This window comes from Alkalicoccus luteus, from assembly GCF_012034335.1.
Classification (GTDB): Bacteria; Bacillota; Bacilli; order Bacillales; family Salisediminibacteriaceae; genus Alkalicoccus; species Alkalicoccus luteus_A.
The window spans coordinates 26,008-42,141 of record NZ_JAATHJ010000013.1; the positions used below are offsets into that span (position 1 = coordinate 26,008).

The 16,134-nt window shown below is 41.6% G+C and carries 25 protein-coding genes; all 25 read left to right on the forward strand.

What is annotated here, in order from left to right; all coding sequences use genetic code 11:
- The 25 genes from HCN83_RS09985 (at position 1) to HCN83_RS18405 (ending at position 16,127) form a co-directional block, all read left to right on the forward strand.
- Complete coding sequence (locus HCN83_RS09985) at positions 1 to 927, forward strand: recombinase RecT (protein ID WP_168006858.1); 927 nt, start codon at positions 1 to 3, stop codon at positions 925 to 927.
- The gene (locus tag HCN83_RS09990) at positions 927 to 1,628 is read left to right on the forward strand and encodes an MBL fold metallo-hydrolase (RefSeq protein WP_168006860.1); all 702 of its coding nucleotides are present in this window, start codon (positions 927 to 929) and stop codon (positions 1,626 to 1,628) included. The genes HCN83_RS09985 and HCN83_RS09990 overlap by 1 nt, the downstream gene beginning before the upstream one ends.
- Before the next feature lie 169 nt (positions 1,629 to 1,797).
- Positions 1,798 to 2,178, forward strand: a complete 381-nt coding sequence (locus HCN83_RS09995) for a hypothetical protein (protein ID WP_168006862.1) — start codon at positions 1,798 to 1,800, stop codon at positions 2,176 to 2,178.
- 85 nt (positions 2,179 to 2,263) lie between these two features.
- A complete protein-coding gene (locus HCN83_RS10000; protein ID WP_205774588.1) occupies positions 2,264 to 2,824 on the forward strand; it encodes an endonuclease domain-containing protein in 561 nt (186 codons plus the stop codon).
- A 53-nt stretch (positions 2,825 to 2,877) separates the two neighbouring features.
- Positions 2,878 to 3,822: a DUF4373 domain-containing protein gene (locus HCN83_RS10005; protein WP_168006864.1), complete on the forward strand. Its 945-nt coding sequence runs from the start codon at positions 2,878 to 2,880 to the stop codon at positions 3,820 to 3,822.
- A 12-nt stretch (positions 3,823 to 3,834) separates the two neighbouring features.
- On the forward strand, positions 3,835 to 4,425 hold the full coding sequence (locus HCN83_RS10010; RefSeq protein ID WP_168006866.1) for a hypothetical protein: 591 nt from the start codon (positions 3,835 to 3,837) through the stop codon (positions 4,423 to 4,425).
- A gap of 14 nt (positions 4,426 to 4,439) precedes the next feature.
- On the forward strand, positions 4,440 to 4,601 hold the full coding sequence (locus tag HCN83_RS10015; RefSeq protein ID WP_168006868.1) for a hypothetical protein: 162 nt from the start codon (positions 4,440 to 4,442) through the stop codon (positions 4,599 to 4,601).
- 131 nt (positions 4,602 to 4,732) lie between these two features.
- Positions 4,733 to 5,074, forward strand: coding sequence for a hypothetical protein (locus tag HCN83_RS10020; protein ID WP_168006870.1), 342 nt, complete (start codon positions 4,733 to 4,735; stop codon positions 5,072 to 5,074).
- 289 nt (positions 5,075 to 5,363) lie between these two features.
- Entirely contained in the window at positions 5,364 to 5,567 is a 204-nt protein-coding gene (locus HCN83_RS10025; RefSeq protein WP_168006872.1) for a hypothetical protein, read from the forward strand.
- A 29-nt stretch (positions 5,568 to 5,596) separates the two neighbouring features.
- Positions 5,597 to 5,947, forward strand: a complete 351-nt coding sequence (locus HCN83_RS10030; RefSeq protein ID WP_168006874.1) for a nucleoside triphosphate pyrophosphohydrolase family protein — start codon at positions 5,597 to 5,599, stop codon at positions 5,945 to 5,947.
- Between the two features lie 3 nt (positions 5,948 to 5,950).
- Positions 5,951 to 6,187 (forward strand): hypothetical protein, encoded by a 237-nt coding sequence (locus HCN83_RS10035; protein WP_168006876.1) that lies wholly within the window; start codon positions 5,951 to 5,953, stop codon positions 6,185 to 6,187.
- 1 nt (position 6,188) lies between these two features.
- A complete protein-coding gene (locus HCN83_RS10040) occupies positions 6,189 to 6,560 on the forward strand; it encodes a hypothetical protein (protein ID WP_168006877.1) in 372 nt (123 codons plus the stop codon).
- A 165-nt stretch (positions 6,561 to 6,725) separates the two neighbouring features.
- Positions 6,726 to 7,133 (forward strand): hypothetical protein, encoded by a 408-nt coding sequence (locus tag HCN83_RS10045; RefSeq protein ID WP_168006879.1) that lies wholly within the window; start codon positions 6,726 to 6,728, stop codon positions 7,131 to 7,133.
- Positions 7,134 to 7,204: 71 nt separating this feature from the next.
- Positions 7,205 to 7,657 (forward strand): helix-turn-helix transcriptional regulator, encoded by a 453-nt coding sequence (locus HCN83_RS10050; protein ID WP_168006881.1) that lies wholly within the window; start codon positions 7,205 to 7,207, stop codon positions 7,655 to 7,657.
- Positions 7,658 to 7,855: 198 nt separating this feature from the next.
- Positions 7,856 to 8,284: a hypothetical protein gene (locus HCN83_RS10055; protein ID WP_168006882.1), complete on the forward strand. Its 429-nt coding sequence runs from the start codon at positions 7,856 to 7,858 to the stop codon at positions 8,282 to 8,284.
- Positions 8,285 to 8,552: 268 nt separating this feature from the next.
- Positions 8,553 to 8,837: a hypothetical protein gene (locus HCN83_RS10060; protein ID WP_205774590.1), complete on the forward strand. Its 285-nt coding sequence runs from the start codon at positions 8,553 to 8,555 to the stop codon at positions 8,835 to 8,837.
- Positions 8,838 to 8,959: 122 nt separating this feature from the next.
- Entirely contained in the window at positions 8,960 to 9,451 is a 492-nt protein-coding gene (locus tag HCN83_RS10065) for a terminase small subunit (protein ID WP_168006884.1), read from the forward strand.
- Positions 9,441 to 10,727, forward strand: a complete 1,287-nt coding sequence (locus HCN83_RS10070; RefSeq protein WP_205774592.1) for a PBSX family phage terminase large subunit — start codon at positions 9,441 to 9,443, stop codon at positions 10,725 to 10,727. The genes HCN83_RS10065 and HCN83_RS10070 overlap by 11 nt, the downstream gene beginning before the upstream one ends.
- Positions 10,728 to 10,742: 15 nt before the next feature.
- Positions 10,743 to 12,185 carry a phage portal protein gene (locus HCN83_RS10075; protein WP_168006888.1) on the forward strand — a complete coding sequence of 481 codons (1,443 nt, stop codon included), beginning with the start codon at positions 10,743 to 10,745 and terminating at the stop codon, positions 12,183 to 12,185.
- Between the two features lie 2 nt (positions 12,186 to 12,187).
- Positions 12,188 to 13,102 carry a minor capsid protein gene (locus HCN83_RS10080; protein ID WP_168006890.1) on the forward strand — a complete coding sequence of 305 codons (915 nt, stop codon included), beginning with the start codon at positions 12,188 to 12,190 and terminating at the stop codon, positions 13,100 to 13,102.
- Between the two features lie 228 nt (positions 13,103 to 13,330).
- Positions 13,331 to 13,972 carry a capsid assembly scaffolding protein Gp46 family protein gene (locus tag HCN83_RS10085; protein WP_168006892.1) on the forward strand — a complete coding sequence of 214 codons (642 nt, stop codon included), beginning with the start codon at positions 13,331 to 13,333 and terminating at the stop codon, positions 13,970 to 13,972.
- Between the two features lie 14 nt (positions 13,973 to 13,986).
- Positions 13,987 to 14,952 carry a phage major capsid protein gene (locus HCN83_RS10090; protein WP_168006894.1) on the forward strand — a complete coding sequence of 322 codons (966 nt, stop codon included), beginning with the start codon at positions 13,987 to 13,989 and terminating at the stop codon, positions 14,950 to 14,952.
- A gap of 13 nt (positions 14,953 to 14,965) precedes the next feature.
- Positions 14,966 to 15,172 carry a hypothetical protein gene (locus HCN83_RS10095; protein ID WP_168006896.1) on the forward strand — a complete coding sequence of 69 codons (207 nt, stop codon included), beginning with the start codon at positions 14,966 to 14,968 and terminating at the stop codon, positions 15,170 to 15,172.
- Positions 15,138 to 15,464: a phage head-tail connector protein gene (locus HCN83_RS10100; protein WP_168006898.1), complete on the forward strand. Its 327-nt coding sequence runs from the start codon at positions 15,138 to 15,140 to the stop codon at positions 15,462 to 15,464. Before HCN83_RS10095 ends, HCN83_RS10100 begins: the two co-directional genes overlap by 35 nt.
- Positions 15,465 to 15,839: 375 nt before the next feature.
- Positions 15,840 to 16,127 carry an HK97-gp10 family putative phage morphogenesis protein gene (locus HCN83_RS18405; RefSeq protein ID WP_168006952.1) on the forward strand — a complete coding sequence of 96 codons (288 nt, stop codon included), beginning with the start codon at positions 15,840 to 15,842 and terminating at the stop codon, positions 16,125 to 16,127.
- Positions 16,128 to 16,134 lie beyond the last annotated feature (7 nt).

Sequence of the window (16,134 nt, forward strand, 5' to 3'; positions counted from 1 at the left end):
ATGGCGAATGAACTGGCACTGGTAAAGAAAGATACTGTCGATGTAGTAGCAGGGAAGGTCAAGCAATTTCAGGAGAGTGGAGAACTCCACTTTCCTCCTAGTTACAGCCCAGAGAATGCAATGAAATCAGCTTGGCTTTTGCTGCAGGACATTAAAACGAGCAAGAACGATGGTAACCGACCTGCATTGGAAGTTTGCTCAAAAGATTCTATTGCTAATGCGCTTCTCGATATGGTTGTTCAAGGTTTGAACCCGGCTAAGAAACAAGGATATTTCATTGTCTATGGGAAGACACTCGCATTCCAACGTTCTTATTTTGGCACCATGGCTGTTACAAAGCGTGTGACCGGCGCTAAAGAAATCGATGCTGCTGTGATTTACGAAGGCGACGAAGTGGATTATGAGATCATCAACGGTCGTATACAGAACCTCAAGCATAAGCAGAAATTTGGCAACATCAATAAAGACAACATCGTAGGGGCGTATTGCACGATCGTGATGGCAGAAGGAAACGTGTATACGGAACTTATGACGATTGCAGAGATCCGGCAGGCTTGGAGCAAAGCACAGTTTTGGGCGAAAGATGCCAAGGAAGAAAAGAAAGGCTCGACTCACGATGAATTCAAACAGGAAATGGCGAAAAAGACGGTCATTAACCGGGCTTGCAAAAAGTTTATGAATAGCTCAGATGATAGCTCACTGGTTATGAATCACTTCTTCCAGTCGGAAGAAAATGCGGAAGAAGCAAGGGCGCGTCAGGAAATCAATGAAAACGCGAACTCTGAAACGCTCGATATCGCATTGGGTGCTGCCCCTGAACAGTCAGAACCGCTTGATATTACTCCTGAATCTGAAAGTGATCATTCTGCAGCCTATGAAAATTTTGAGAGGCAAGAACAAAAAGCGGGCTCAGGACCAGGATTCTAATGATTGAGATCACCACGCTTGCGACAGGGAGTAAGGGCAACTGTTATCACATCACAGATGGCAGCACGGCCCTGCTCCTGGAAGCAGGCATTCCCTACAAAGAAATTCGCCGCAAACTGAACTTCCAGACAACCAAGATAAAAGGCTGCTTAATCTCTCATGAACATCAGGACCACTGTAAGGCCGTCACGGACGTTGCAAAGGCGGGCATTAACATTTACATGTCGCAGGGTACAGCAGACGCATTAGGTGCAACAGGACACCGTATTAAGCCGGTGAAAGCGAAGCAGCAGTATCAAATCGGCACCTGGACAATCCTGCCGTTTGATGTAGAGCACGATGTATCAGAACCATATGGCTTTCTGTTAGCAAGTAGTAACGGAGCAAAGGTGCTGTTCGCCACAGATACGTACTACATTCGCTATAAGTTTAAAGGGCTTACACACCTCCTGCTGGAGTGTAATTACAGCTTAGAAATCCTGAACGAAAATATTGCGACCGGCAGGGTGCATAGAGGCATGAAAAAACGACTGATCCGATCTCATTTCAGCCTGGAGAACGTAAAAGAGTTTCTGAAAGCAAATGACTTAACCCAGTTGCAGGAAATATGGTTGCTTCATTTATCTGATTCTAACTCGAATGAAGCAGCGTTTAAGAAAGAGATCCAGGAGCTCACAGGAAGGATGGTAATGATGCCATGAAATATCACTTCCCTATCCCGGATCTCTACTCTCAAATGGCGCGGGAGCATCAATGGACCATCGAAAAGTACACCGAATTTGTAGAAGCGCGGTTACGAAAAGCACATCCAAGAATGAAGCTGACTGGTTATAAAAGACAGACAGCAATATGCGAGAGGAGAGAGAAGGCATGAAAAAGATTACGGTGACGCGAGAGCAGCAGGAGACAATTAATACAATGCGAAGGAATAATTTTGATTTTGAAAATATGAAAGCTACCACCTTGAATGGACAGTGGGTTAGAAGTGTTCAAAGTGATGCTTTGAACGGAATGACAGACGAGCAATTCAGTGCGGCTTGGTTTTGTGCAGCAGACATTGAACCGGAGCCAGTGGAACCGTGGGAGGCGTATAGGGCATATTACGAAGGCAAGAAAGTTAGATATGTAGATAAAAATGGAGCAAGAAATTCGATTAGAAATAACACTTACGGTCATGTAGGTCTAGCTTTTTCCGCTATAGACATTAGAGCGAACGAACGAAAATTCTACATCCTGGAGGACGAATCATGAAAGTCAACCACTGCACCACATGCGGAGAGATGACCGTCGCCAGTGAGCAGCTATGCGCCGTGTGCGCGAGGGAGGAGATAGCCAAATGAACCTTTATGAGAAATATTATGGAGTTTCTTTATCACAAGCAAAAGCATCTCTCGAACCAAAAATTAAAGAAGAATTGGCATCGATAGTCGAGGAATATGAGTCCGCGTTGTTACTAGCAATTAGGAAGTGTGAGTCTCCAATCGAAAAATTAATGATGATGAGATTAATTGCTCATGAAGATCATTTCATCAAAGAATATACGAGTTTCGATCCCTCTTTACAGATTAATTTATTTCTTCAAAAACCCATAGAAGTAGGCAATAAAACATATAGAGCAGACTTTTTAATTAAAGTTATAGCTTTGAATAAACCCTATAATTTCATTGTGGAATGTGACGGCCATGAATTTCATGAGAAGACAAAAGAACAAGCACTTCGAGATAAACAGCGCGGACGATCGCTTCAGAAGCAGGGGTATCAAGTGATTAGGTTCACAGGTTCAGAAATATACCGGAATGCAAGCACGGCGGCTGCTGAAGTCTTTGAAATGATAAAAACTATGACGGGTCTAGAAAAAGAAATAGAGCGAATTATAAAAGAGGATTTTGAATATTAATCATCAAAACTGAGGTTGATTATTAGTTTTAAAACGAAAGTAGGTGTCTGTTCTTGGTAAAAGAAGCTTACTACTTTTCGCATGATGCAAACGCTCGAAATGACGAAAAGATACTAATGCTTCGAGCCGAACACGGTTGGGAGGGTTATGGTATCTACTGGGCTTTGATAGAAATGATGTTTGAAGCTTCAGAGAGTGTTCTCCATCACAAGAAAATCAAAGGAATAGCAGTTAGCTATAGCATTGATATAACACTGTTACAAAGTGTTATTAACACATGTATATCAGAAGGGTTATTTGATACAGACGATATTCATTTCTGGAGCAATAGTTTGCTTAGAAGAAAAGAGAAATACAAGGAAATGAAGAACAAACGATCCGAAGCAGGAAAGAAAGGAATGGCGAAACGGTGGGGATCTAAGAAGGATGATGAAATGAAAAATGCAAATAATGATAACACTGTTATAACAAAAAATAACAAAGGAAAGGAAAGTAAAGGAAAGGAAAGTAAAAGAAATAAAGATAAAGAGAGTCCTAAGCAAGCTTACGACGAATCTTCTGTTTATTTTCAATTAGCTAATAAGCTATATGAAAACATTTTAGAAAACGATGAGAACTTCAAAAAACCTAACTTGCAAAATTGGGCTAATGATATGCGATTGATGATGGAGAGAGATAAACGAACGACAGAACAGATTGAATACCTGATTCAGTGGACTCAAAAACATTCTTTCTGGAAATCAAACATTCTTTCTCCTAAGAAATTGCGTGAGAAGTACACAACATTGACGCTGCAGGTAAAAGAAGAGCGTGCTAAGCCTAAACGGTCATACCCGCAGCAAGAACCGACTGTTACCCCTGTTCCGAAGTGGATGAAGGAACCAGAGCAGACCGATCCGCCTGAGCAAGAAGATGAGGCGAAGCTAGAAGAAAAGCGTAAAGAAGCCGCTAAATTGAGAGAAGAGCTCAAACGGCGTAAGCAACAACGACTAGGGTGAGGAGGAATCAAGATGAGACCAGGAACGGAGTTAAAGTCGGTATTGAATAATGCTGCTGAAACAGTGGCAGAACAAGCTCGATCGAACAAACCTACGATCACACCAACAGCAGGCACCTTAAATCCGGAAGCAGAAACACTCCATGCTAATACAGGATGGCTTTCCAGCGTCATGAAAGAGGCAGTCCATAATCAAGATCCGTGGGCATTAGTGAACGCGAATCTGGATTTATATAAAGCTCGTCAGGATCGTAACCGATCAAACGAAGCGTTAGAGCAACTGCAGCATGACTATAAGGATTTAGAAGATCAGTTGGAACAGGCTAATCAGGAATATCAAAAGGCGGAAGAAGCAAGGCAGCGTCTTTTCGATAAATGCGAGGCACTAGAAACCGAAAAAGAGAGCTTGCTGCATTGTAAAGCGAGCTATTATGACCTCGAAAAATCGTTCGAGCGACTAGAACTTGAAAATACAGAGCTCAGAAAGCGCCTGTGCGATTTTAAGAGTCCCGCTCACCAGAAGATTCAAAAGTATGAAAAGTTGCTCCTTCGAGCTCACATGGACGCTGAGAAGGAACTAGATGAGTTATTCGGTGAAGCATGAGAGGAGGAACGAACGTGTATTTAGGACTTATAGCAGAACATCAGCAGCTAGTAGAAGAAATGAATCGGAAACAAATATACGAAGCCAGGGACGGCACCCCGCTTCATAAGCTGCATATTAGCAAGCTACGGCATGAGTATGAACGGATCAAGGATCAGCGGGAGCTACAGGCATGAGCGAAATTCCCAAAGTCATCAAAATGAAAAACGGCACCCCGACTGCTATCGAATGGTTGGGACGCCGGTACATCTTAGATCACCAAGTCAACGGGCATAAGAAGCAGCAGGCGAAGAGGAGGGCGAAGTGAGTGGATCTACTAACAATGGATCGTGTTAATCAATATTTAGAAATCGGTAATGAAATTGTCAGGAAATCAAAGAGTGACTTGATGATCTTAGCAGTTAATAAGGTTTATGGATTAAATTTTATCTGCCTTAATTCTAGCCAAAGAATAGGCGTTTACACTTTTAACGGGGAAAAGATTCAATTTCAATATCCTGTCGATCTTGACTGGGGAACGAATTATATTGTGGTGCATGAAGATTATCAAGACTATCAAAGTTTTCACATTAAAAAAGGAAAAAGTTTGTTGAGTGTTCCCAGGAAAGATTTACAAGAACATTTCGACCTGGGGTACGTATTAGATTAGATGAAGGAGGGCGAGTGAGTGGGAAATTTAAAACCGTGTCCCTTTTGCGGGGTAGTTCCTGTCATTGGTATTAGTGACGATGAAGGTAATTTCAGAGACCATGATCCGGAATACGAACAAGATCCTTGGAGTGGGTTATCTTTTTATATCAAGCACGATCACAGAGACAACGACAAATGTCCAATAGCGAGTCACATGGGCGAAGTGGTTGGAACTATTTTATACGACTCTCGCGAGGAACTAGCGAACAGGTGGAATGATCGACATTTATCTGAGGAGGGCGAAGTGAATGGATGAATGTAATGCGTGTAATGAAAAATTTGAATGGGATGACAGATTGATAATAGTCGAAGATAAATATTATCACAAAGATTGCGTGACTTTATACGCTACAGGCTATGTTGCTTTTTTAGATGATGACCCTTTAGGAGAAACAGAGAATGACGATGGACAAGATGCATATGAAATTATAGATGGTCTATTAGGAGATTAAATTAATAATAATCCAAAGGAGCAAACCAAATGAACCTAAACGAATATCAAGAACTGTCCAGCCGTACTGCTAATACGCACGACAATGAACTGATCAACTACGGATTAGGTCTAACAGGTGAAGCTGGAGAAGTCGCAGACATGATTAAGAAATCACAGTTTCACGGTCATGATATCCCGAAAGAAGAGATAGAGAAAGAGCTTGGCGACGTTCTGTGGTATCTCTCACAAATTGCTAGGGTGTCAGGAATAAACTTAGCGGACGTTGCTGAAGGCAATATTGAGAAGCTAAAAAGACGTTATCCTCAAGGTTTTACAGCGGAAGCGAGTAGAAACCGTTTAGAAGAAACAGAACCCGAAATAAAGACCTATGGAGGGTAAGACATGAGACCACCATCTGAAGTGAATTACAAAAAGCACGTGAAGAAATTTGATGCGGATGTAAAGACATACACACTTAGCCCAGAAGAGATACAACAGCTTTATCCACCTAGAGTGTGGAGCCCGGATCAGGAAGCAGAAATTGCTGAATACAAGCGCCGTCATCGTTCTGCTGTACCGAAACCGAAGCAAAAGCTCAGAGAAGGAAACTGGGAAATTCCGAAAGTGAGGGAGGCATAGCATGAAATTTGAATGCGTCTATGAAGAGGGCATACGATTCAGCAGGTCAGAATCGATGGTTCAGCAGTTTAAGAGGATACTCAACTATGTAGAGCGTACGGGGAATGAAGAGAGCTTAAAGTATGTACGACGGGCAGCATATGCGGAATTTAACGAGGTTAGAAAAACGATTCACAATTTGTTCATGGCCATTAAAGAAAGGTTCATGGAAATCGCAAAGGAAGTGTGGGACTACATCAGAGAAAGAGTGCAGGTGCTATACCCGCAATTTGTGCGGTACAAGCTATTAAGTCGCCGCAGGAAAGCATACTTGCTCCAACATCAGGTGACGGATCGCAGACCGAGGGTAGCGAGAGCGAGGGCAAATTTATGATAATTGCGTTTCAAATCATTTTACTGGTATTCATCTTTGCTGCGGGGATCATGAGTATCGACAGAAAAAGTACTAATGAACACAAGCATAGCAGCTTAGGACTGTTCATCGCATCTGCTACCGCATTTTTAGTAACAGTGGCCTGGTTTTAAGGGAGGGGAAAAAATGGATAAGTTAGAAGATCAGATTTTGGAATTAATAAAAGAAATTGATTCTAAAGAAGCTTTAGAGGCAATATCTAAGGTTGTTCGAGAATTTGGTTTAGATGTAGCGGCAAACCTTATTGAGAATTGTCATGAACCGTCACTGCTCAAGTTTAATGATTATGAAGAAAAATGGTATTCAGAAGGTAATGAAGAACAAGGGCATGTTAGATTAGACGAGATATTAGAAGAATTTGAAATGATATTAAAACTAGATAAATCAGAACCGCTTATATTTTTTGATAAAAATTTGGTTAGGTATATGACTGATGAAGAGATTGATGAACAGGGCAGGGATAAAACAATCGTTTGGTTTTGCAGAGACGAAGAAAAAATAACAGAAGATATATTCATAGGATTCAGCATATAAAAAAACCGCCCCTCTCAGGACGGTCGACCCACCGTCATTATACCATAGCGATACCTTGGGAGGGGCTAACTATGAATAAGAAGGAGATCGAAAGTACATTAAAAGATTATCACTGGATGTTAAACAGCATCAAGCTTCTCAGACAAAGCATGAAGGATGCTGGCGAGAATATGACCGCTCAATATGGCGAAGAAGCCGGAATGCCTAAAGCACAAGGAGGCAAGCAGAGTGATCCAGTACTGCGTGAAGTAAAGCGCAGAGAAAAAAGATGGAATGTCGTCTACACCTACGAAAGCAAAGTGAAGTCGATTCAAGATCGAATGCACCGGGTCCAGGAGCAACGAGAGTGTGAAGTATTGCACTGGCTCTTGGAGGGAAAAAGTCTTGCTTGGATCGGGAGGCATATGGGGCTCTCAGACAAGCACATCTCCCGGTTAAAAGGAAATATCATAACGCAAATGTCAGATATGTCGGAAACGTCGGATATGTCGGATTATCGAGAATGTCAGGAACTTTGTTTGTAAAATTGAAATCGGTAAACTGGAGGGGAGGTTCGGCCAGGTTAAGTTACAAGGTCCTTCCTCTCCCTCCATAGACATGATACTCATTGCAGTGCAGTGGTATCCGCTGGTGCATGATCGAGCGTCTGTTAAATGACAGGCGCTTTTTTGCAGGAATCTTCTTCCATATGTCGAACGGGTATATGGGAGGGAGGTGAGAAGATGACTTATAAAGATATGCTCAAGGAAATGGAGCTTCGTAATTTCGATTCAACAATTGAAAGCTTAACCGATTTAATAGATGCTGATTCTATTAAAGTGACTAAGGTGAATTATTGGACTATGGATAAATCATTTTTGAATACTGACATCTATTTATTTACAGATAAGGTCGTTCATCAGGTAAGTATTAACACCCAGACCGAATATAATAAATTAATGATCAGTACAAGGCGTTTAAAAGATATTACAAAAATCGATCACGAATACGTCCATAATATTGAATCGAAGCTAATGATTTATTTTGATGAGCTTACAGCAGAGAAAGAGCCAAGTATTATTTTCGATTCTAAAAGTGCACATCAAAGAGTTCAAAAATCATATCGCTCTGAAAATATCGAATTGTATCATTTCTTGTTTGAAAAGATTTAGCATCCTACGGGGTGCTTTTTTATTCATCTATTTTTTTGAAAATATAAAAGAGCTAGATTTAACTAGCCCTCTTCAAACTAATGTTTTTTTACTTTGTGCGTAACCAAAGTTTTCCCTGCTTTTGATTTACTGGTTGTGGATTTGCTTGTGGAGAGCGTTTTCCCAGCTTTACTAACTTTTGGACTAGGGTTACATTTTTTAGGTGGAGTCACATCTAATCACCTCGCTTTCTGTATAAATTATACCATTTTGTAAGGGTGGAACTGTTATGAAAATACCAAAAGAAGTTAAAGTAGGCGGCCTTGTCTATAAAGTGGAGACGAAGCCTTTTGTAGAAGTTGAATCAGATCGGAACTATCAAGGTACGTGCGACTATTCAAAAACAGAAATAAGCATTATGGAATATATAAGCAATGAACGAAAGGAAGATGTGTTTTTTCACGAATTAACTCATGCCATTTTTTATGAAGCGGGGTTCGAAGAGCAGGATGAAGATATGATCAATCGAATCGGTAAAGTGATCCATCAAGTAGTTAAGAATAATGATTTTTAAGCGTTTCTCTTAAATGAGAAGCGCTTTTTCTTGGCTATTGGTTACAGGGCGCATGAATAGAGTAAATAGAGCTCAGTCCTGTATCGAGCAGCTAAACAAAGGGGGAATGAGGGTGAAGTGATATGAAAAAGATGAGTGAGAAACAGATTCGCTTTGCTGACTACTATGTTGAACTAGGGAATGCCACAGAAGCAGCAATAAAAGCGGGCTATAGCAGTAAAACAGCGCGTGCTATCGGGGCTGAGAACCTTACAAAACCTAACATTTCTCAGTATATAGAAAAAAGACTAGAAGCATTGGCTAGTGAACGCATTGCCGATCAGCAGGAGATCCTTGAAACACTGACTCGTATCTTACGAAGAGAGAACAAGGAAATGGAAACTGTTATCGTTAAAAAAGCAGAAACGATAGAGCTCCAGCTTGCTTCAGGCAAAACGACAGAGAAGCAGGTATATAACGAATATGTTGAGACCGTCCAACTGGATACGAAAAACAGTGACGTAAATAAAGCAGCTGAACTGCTAGGCAAACGATATGCCATGTGGACGGAAAAGCAACAAATAGAAAATATCACTCCGGTATTTAAAGAGGATGTTCCGGAAGATGACGATTGAAACAAAAGAGTTATCCATAAAAACGCTGATTGGCAGCGGATACAATCGATTCTGGCATAATAAACAGTTTTACCGAATTGTGAAAGGTTCTCGAGGCAGCAAGAAATCAAAGACAACAGCCCACAATTTCATTCAACGTATAATGAAATACCCCTGGGCTAATCTCTTGGTAATTAGACGTTATTCGAATACGAACAAACAATCCACTTATACAGATTTAAAATGGGCGGCATCCAAACAGGGTGTCGCTCATTTATTTAAGTTTAACGAAAGTATGCCGGAAATCACTTACAAGCCGACAGGTCAGAAAATATTGTTCCGCGGATTAGATGACGAATTGAAAATAACGTCGATTACTGTCGATGTTGGTATTCTTAGTTGGTTATGGGTCGAAGAGGCTTATCAGATCGAGACGGCAGAAAAGCTCCAGACGGTTATTGAATCGATTCGTGGAAGCCACGAAAGCCCAGACTTCTTTAAGCAAATTACGATCACTTTTAATCCTTGGAGTGAGAGGCATTGGCTGAAAGCGATGTTTTTTGACGAAGAGACGCGATCTAAAGATACGTTTGCTATCACAACGACATTCCGGGTTAATGAGTGGCTAGATCGGGTCGACAGAGAACGTTATGAAGATCTATACCGCACTAATCCTAGACGAGCGAGAATCGTTTGTGACGGAGAATGGGGCGTCTCAGAAGGATTAGTATTCGATAACTTTGAAGTATGTGATTTCGACATTACAGACACCATAAAACGGGTGAAAGAAACAACACATGGGATGGACTTTGGCTTTACAAATGATCCTACTACATTGCCGAGCGCAGCTGTTGATCTCAAAAGCAAAGAGATATGGATTTACGATGAGCATTACGAAAAAGGCATGCTCACTGATGAGATATACAGCATGATCCAATATAAGGGGTTGTTGAAAGCCAGTATAACTGCTGATAACTCCGATCCAAGGACGATTGAAGAGCTTCGGAGGAAAGGGGTGAGGAGGATTCATAAGGCGGTTAAAAAGCAGGACAGCATTCGTCAGGGGATTCAATTTTTACAAGGATTCAAAATATACATCCATCCCACCTGCGAACATACCATTGAGGAGTTTAACACGTACATTTTTGACCAGGATAAAGAGGGCAATTGGTTAAACAAACCGGTGGATAAAAACAATCATATTATTGATGCTCTTCGCTACAGCATGGAGCGTTACCACTTAAAGAAAACAAAGTCTGACGACACATACAACGCAATGAAATCATTTCAATTCTAATCAGGAGGTGAGAAAGTGGATACAAATGAATTTGAATTGGGACATTCCAGGTACTCAGGCAGCAACAGCCGTTTTCATCCAGAAGCGAATGACGATTATCGTGTTGTATCAGAGAAGGACTTAACTCTAAAAAAGTTAAATCAATTGGTTAAACACCATCGAGATTTTCAGCGGCCGCGGTTGGTTGAACTGGAGGATTACTATAAAGGTGATAACCGTGAAATATTAAAGCGCAGTAGTCGGCGTAAGAATCCTGAAGACGCTGATCACCGAGCAACGCATAACTTTGCTCGATATGTTAGTACGTTTATTCAAGGCTACCTTGCTGGAGTTCCAATTAGAGTCGAACACACTACAAAAGCCACACAAGAATCAATTAGAAAAAACGATCAAGTAAACGACGCTGAAGGCCTAAATAGTGATCTCATACTGGACTGCAGTGTATTTGGAAGAGCTTACGAGTTATTCTATCGGAATTTCGATGATAATAATCGTGTATCACGTTCAGATCCTAAAAACACATTTGTCATTTACGATACTACTGTAGATAAGCGGCCTGTAGCAGCCGTAAGGTATGTTGAATATCGAGATGATAACGGACAAGGACGGCTTTTTGCTACTGTCTATACAGCTACTTCAGAGACAGAGTACAAGTCCGATAATCCAACAGATATCGATTTTAAAGAGGAAGACACGAGAAAGCACTACTGGCAAACCGTGCCGGTAAATGAGTATCGAAACAATCGCTACAGACAAGGAGATTTTGAGCCTGTTCTTAACTTAATTGATTTATATGACAGTGCTCAGTCTGATATCGCTAACTACATGACGGATCTAAATGATGCGCTGCTCAAGATAACCGGAAACATTGAAATGAGTGTTGATGATGCGAAGAAACAGAGAAGTGCTAACCTGATGCTTCTGAAGCCGCCTATAGATGTAGATGGCAAAGAAGGTAGTGCTGATGCTGACTTTATTTATAAGAAATATGACGTAAATGGTGTTGAGAGCTATAAAGAACGCTTGGAAACAGACATTCATAAATTCACAAACACACCTAACTTGAACGATTCACATTTTGCTAATCAGCAAAGTGGAGAGGCGATGAAATATAAGTTATTTGGGCTTGAGCAGGTAAGGGCAGCAAAAGAAAGGCTATTCCGTCAGTCTATGCGTCGACGGTACCGCATTTTTTCCGGGATGGGAGAAACTGCACGTGATAAAACAAGTATTAACATAAATCATGTGGATGATATTGAAATTATATTTACACCTAACTTACCTCGAACGATGAGTGAAGAGATTGAGGCGTTTGAAAAACTGGGAGGCGAACTGTCGCAGCATACGTTGCTGGGTCTTCTTTCGATGATTCAAGATCCAGAAGCTGAACATCAGCGTGTGCAGGAAGAGCGACAGAGCCAATTAAGCGATCCTTATGGTAATGAAGGCGGCACATAATTATGGCTAGTATTTTCGAGCGACCAGGTAGAAGCAGAGACTACTGGGCACAGCGTGAACGTGATCATTCACTTAATATGCGCAGAGATGAAAGCGAAATTGCTACCAGGATGCAAGCCACATTACTCGACGCTGCAGATGAAATCGATCGTGAAATTACGACCATCCAAACTAAATATGCACGAAGTGAAGGCCTTACAATAAATGAAGCTCGACGCCGTATAGATCGTGAAGACATTCGAAGGTATGAACGAAAAGCAGCAAGGTACGTTAGAGATCGAAACTTTTCAGAAAAAGCTAATCGAGAAATGCGCTTATATAACGCCACGATGAGGACCAGCCGCTTAGAGTTACAACTTATGTATATTCATTTAGAACTTTCAAATGCAACAGGAGCGAACGAGCAGGAGGTTATTCAACGGATGTATGAGATTGCTCGCTCAGAAGTGAAAAGACAGTCTGGAATTCTTGGTGCAACAGTTCGAATAAATACTGATGAAATTCGTACGTTAGTGATGACTGAATTCAAGGGTGATTATTTTAGTAATCGTATTTGGACGAACAAAAATGAATTGGTAAGTAGTTTAGAAAGACAATTACGTCGCCATGTCACACAAGGTAAGGGATCGCGAGAGCTTGCTAGACAAATGCGAAGAGAAATAGGAAATAGCATTGCTAATACAGAGCGAATTATGCGCACAGAAAGCGCTAGAGTTCAATTACAGACCACAGAGAAGGCTTATAATAATGCAGGCGTAGAATCGTATGAGATTGTCACTGAAGCAGACGCGTGCGAAGAATGTCAGAGCATGGAAGGACAAACATACGAAATTTCTCGTTTTGCTGTTGGGGTTAATACTCCACCGTTTCATCCTAACTGTAGATGTGCAACGATGCCGATTGTACCTGAAGAGTAAGAAAGGTGCCATTCACAGAAAAAACATAAAGACCATAATGATACAAGAAGGATTATTCGCCCTGAGCATGGCGTTAAACTGTATCAATTTAAAAAGCGTATAGGGAACGAACCAGACAGCGGAGGCATGCTGTCTTATTTGTCGTGCATGGGCATAGCGTGTGTGGGGCAATGTAGAAGGTGCTGAACCTGGAGAGATCGTTGTCTGTGGGCCTAGGAGTGATAAATGATGAGAAAAGTATTTGAGCCATTATTCAAACTAAATATTCAGCATTTTGCTGAGAAGCAAACGGATAGCACACAGCAACAGCAGCAGACCGATACAACTCAGCAAACGACAGAAGAAAAACAGACTCAGGAGCAGACAGATAAAACGTATTCACAATCAGAACTTGATAGTCAAATTAGTAAAGCCGATCAGCGGGCTGCAGAGCGGGAGCGTCTACGCCTGGAGAAAGAATTCGAACAGAAACTAATAAAAGCTAGAGACGAAGCGGCAGAATACGCCAAGCTTTCCGAACAGGAGAAGAAGGACAAAGACTTCGAACGCAGAGAAAAAGAATTGGAAGAGAAAATGAATAAAATCCAACAGAGGGAGCTATCTACGCAGGTTGATACGGACCTTACCAGCAACAATTTGCCTTTGTCTCTAAACGAGGGGCTGCTTGCTTTAGGTGAAAGTGAAAAAATTAAAGAAAGTATCAGTAAGATTAAGAAAGATTTTGATGCGGCAGTGCATGAAGCTGTCAAACAGCAGCTGCGGCAGAAAACACCGGAAGATACGACAGGGGGCACATCTACCAATCAAGGACCTGTAAACTTGCAGCAACAAGTGCAAGAAAACGCGGATAAATTCCGTAAATTTAATTAGGGAGTGACAGACATATGACAAAAAATAAAATGCTCTTACCACTAAACATTCAATACTTTGCAGAGGAAACAACGTTTGATCCTAATAACGTCATGATGCAAGACATGAAAACAGGAGAAATTCCGAAAGAATATGGCACACTAATTCTCCAAGACGTTCAAGCTAACTCTGTGGTGATGCAGGCAGCTGTGAACGAACCTATGACTAAGCAGGTTAAAGAATTTAGCTATCTTGCTAATGGACCAGGCGCGTACTGGGTTGGAGAGGGTGAAAAGATTCAAACCAGCAAAGCGGAATGGTTGACAGCAAAAATGGAAGCAAAGAAACTCGGCGTCATTCTTCTAGCTACACGTGAATTTCTGCAATATACCATGAGCCAATTCTTCACAGAAATGCGTCCACATATCGCAAAAGCATTTTATAAAAAGTTTGATGAGGCAGCGCTACTGAATGTGAGCAACCCATTTGTTCAGTCTCTTGAACAATCGATTGGTGATACAGGTAAAGTAATCACAGGAGATCTTAACGGCGAGAATATACTGGCTGTAATTGATACTGTAGCGGATGATGATTTTGACGTAAACGGATTTATTTCTAAGACGCAGAACCGCGGTCTGCTACGTGGAGCCAACGCAGGTACAGATGCGTCTCCTGAGTGGCTGTATGATCGTTCTACTAACACCATTGATGGTCTGCCAGTTCTTGACCTTAAGTCTGCAGAAATGCCTAAAGGAACCCTTTATACAGGAGATTTTAATCAGATGCGTTATGGCATTCCTTATAACCTCAATTATGAGCTAACGACTACCGGACAGATCAGCACAATCACTGACGGCAATGGAGATCCTATCAACCTGTTTGAACGCGAAATGATTGCTATGCGAGCTACAATGGACGTCGCTTTCATGGTAACTCAAGATGAGGCTTTCGCTAAAGTGGAACCGGGCGAAGAAGATCCTGAAGAAGAGCCTGAAGCATAGGAAGTGATTAATCTTGTGGCGAGTCAAAGAGAACTTCAAAGACTTGGAGCAGAAAATACGGCTTAAAGCGAACGAAGAATATATTCGAACCGGCCGAGGGAAGAAAGCGCGAATTGCAGAGTTAGCGTCTTCCAATAACAAAGCAGGCCGTCCTTTGATTGAATGGGTGGAGGAAGGTGATTCCAATGAAGGAACGAGTGAAGCGACTACTTCAGATTGAAGATGATTTACAGGATGATCTAATAGGGGAAATTCTGCATATTGTAAAAAGTCACTTGCTAACGCTAATGGAGAAAGAATCTCTCCCTAAAAAATACGAATATATTGTTGTAGAGATTGCTGTCAGGAGATTCAATCGGCTTGGTTCTGAGGGAATGAAACAGGACAATGTGGAAGGGCACAGCATTACCTTTTACGATTTGGATAAAGACTTTGATCCATATCTAACTGTCATCGAGAAAGAGATCCCACAGCAAGAAAATACTAAAGCTGGTGGAGTGGTGTGGTTTTGAGGTATAGCGATCGCGTTACATTCATAAAGGCAGGAGAGGAAGGCTATGATCCGACCACTGGCGGTTATACAGAAGGGGATGAGGTTAAAGTCACTCTTCCTTGCAATCTAACAGATGCAGGATTAGAGCGCGTGGCGACGGTTTTTGGCAGCGTCTCAAAACAAATTAAGGTGGCTAGACTCCCCCGGCCTTTTCACGGGCAATTTGATTCTATATTAGCGAATGGTCGACCTATGAAGGTTCAGAAAAGCATTCATCACCGCAGGCAATCTGTATTTTACTTGGAGGGGGTGTGATATGGCCGAAATGCGAGTGAGGGGCTTATCAGAGCTAGCAAGGCATCTTCGTGGCATAAGCGGTGTGAATGGGTCGATTATGAATCGGCAGATATCAAATGTAGTCCGATTACACGGAATTGCGTTGAACAGAAGAATGGTTAAGAACGCAAATTTTGTAAAAGGATACAGTACCGGGGATACTAGGCGCTCTATTCGAATGGAATTGAAAGATGGAGGCATGACAGCAGTAGTGAAGCCTTCAACAGATTATTCACCCTATCTAGAGTATGGAACGAGATTCATGGCAGCACAGCCTTTTGTTCGTCCATCTTTTGATGTGGAGAGTCAACTTTTTATAGAAGACCTACGTAAATTAATCGAGTAAAGGAGGC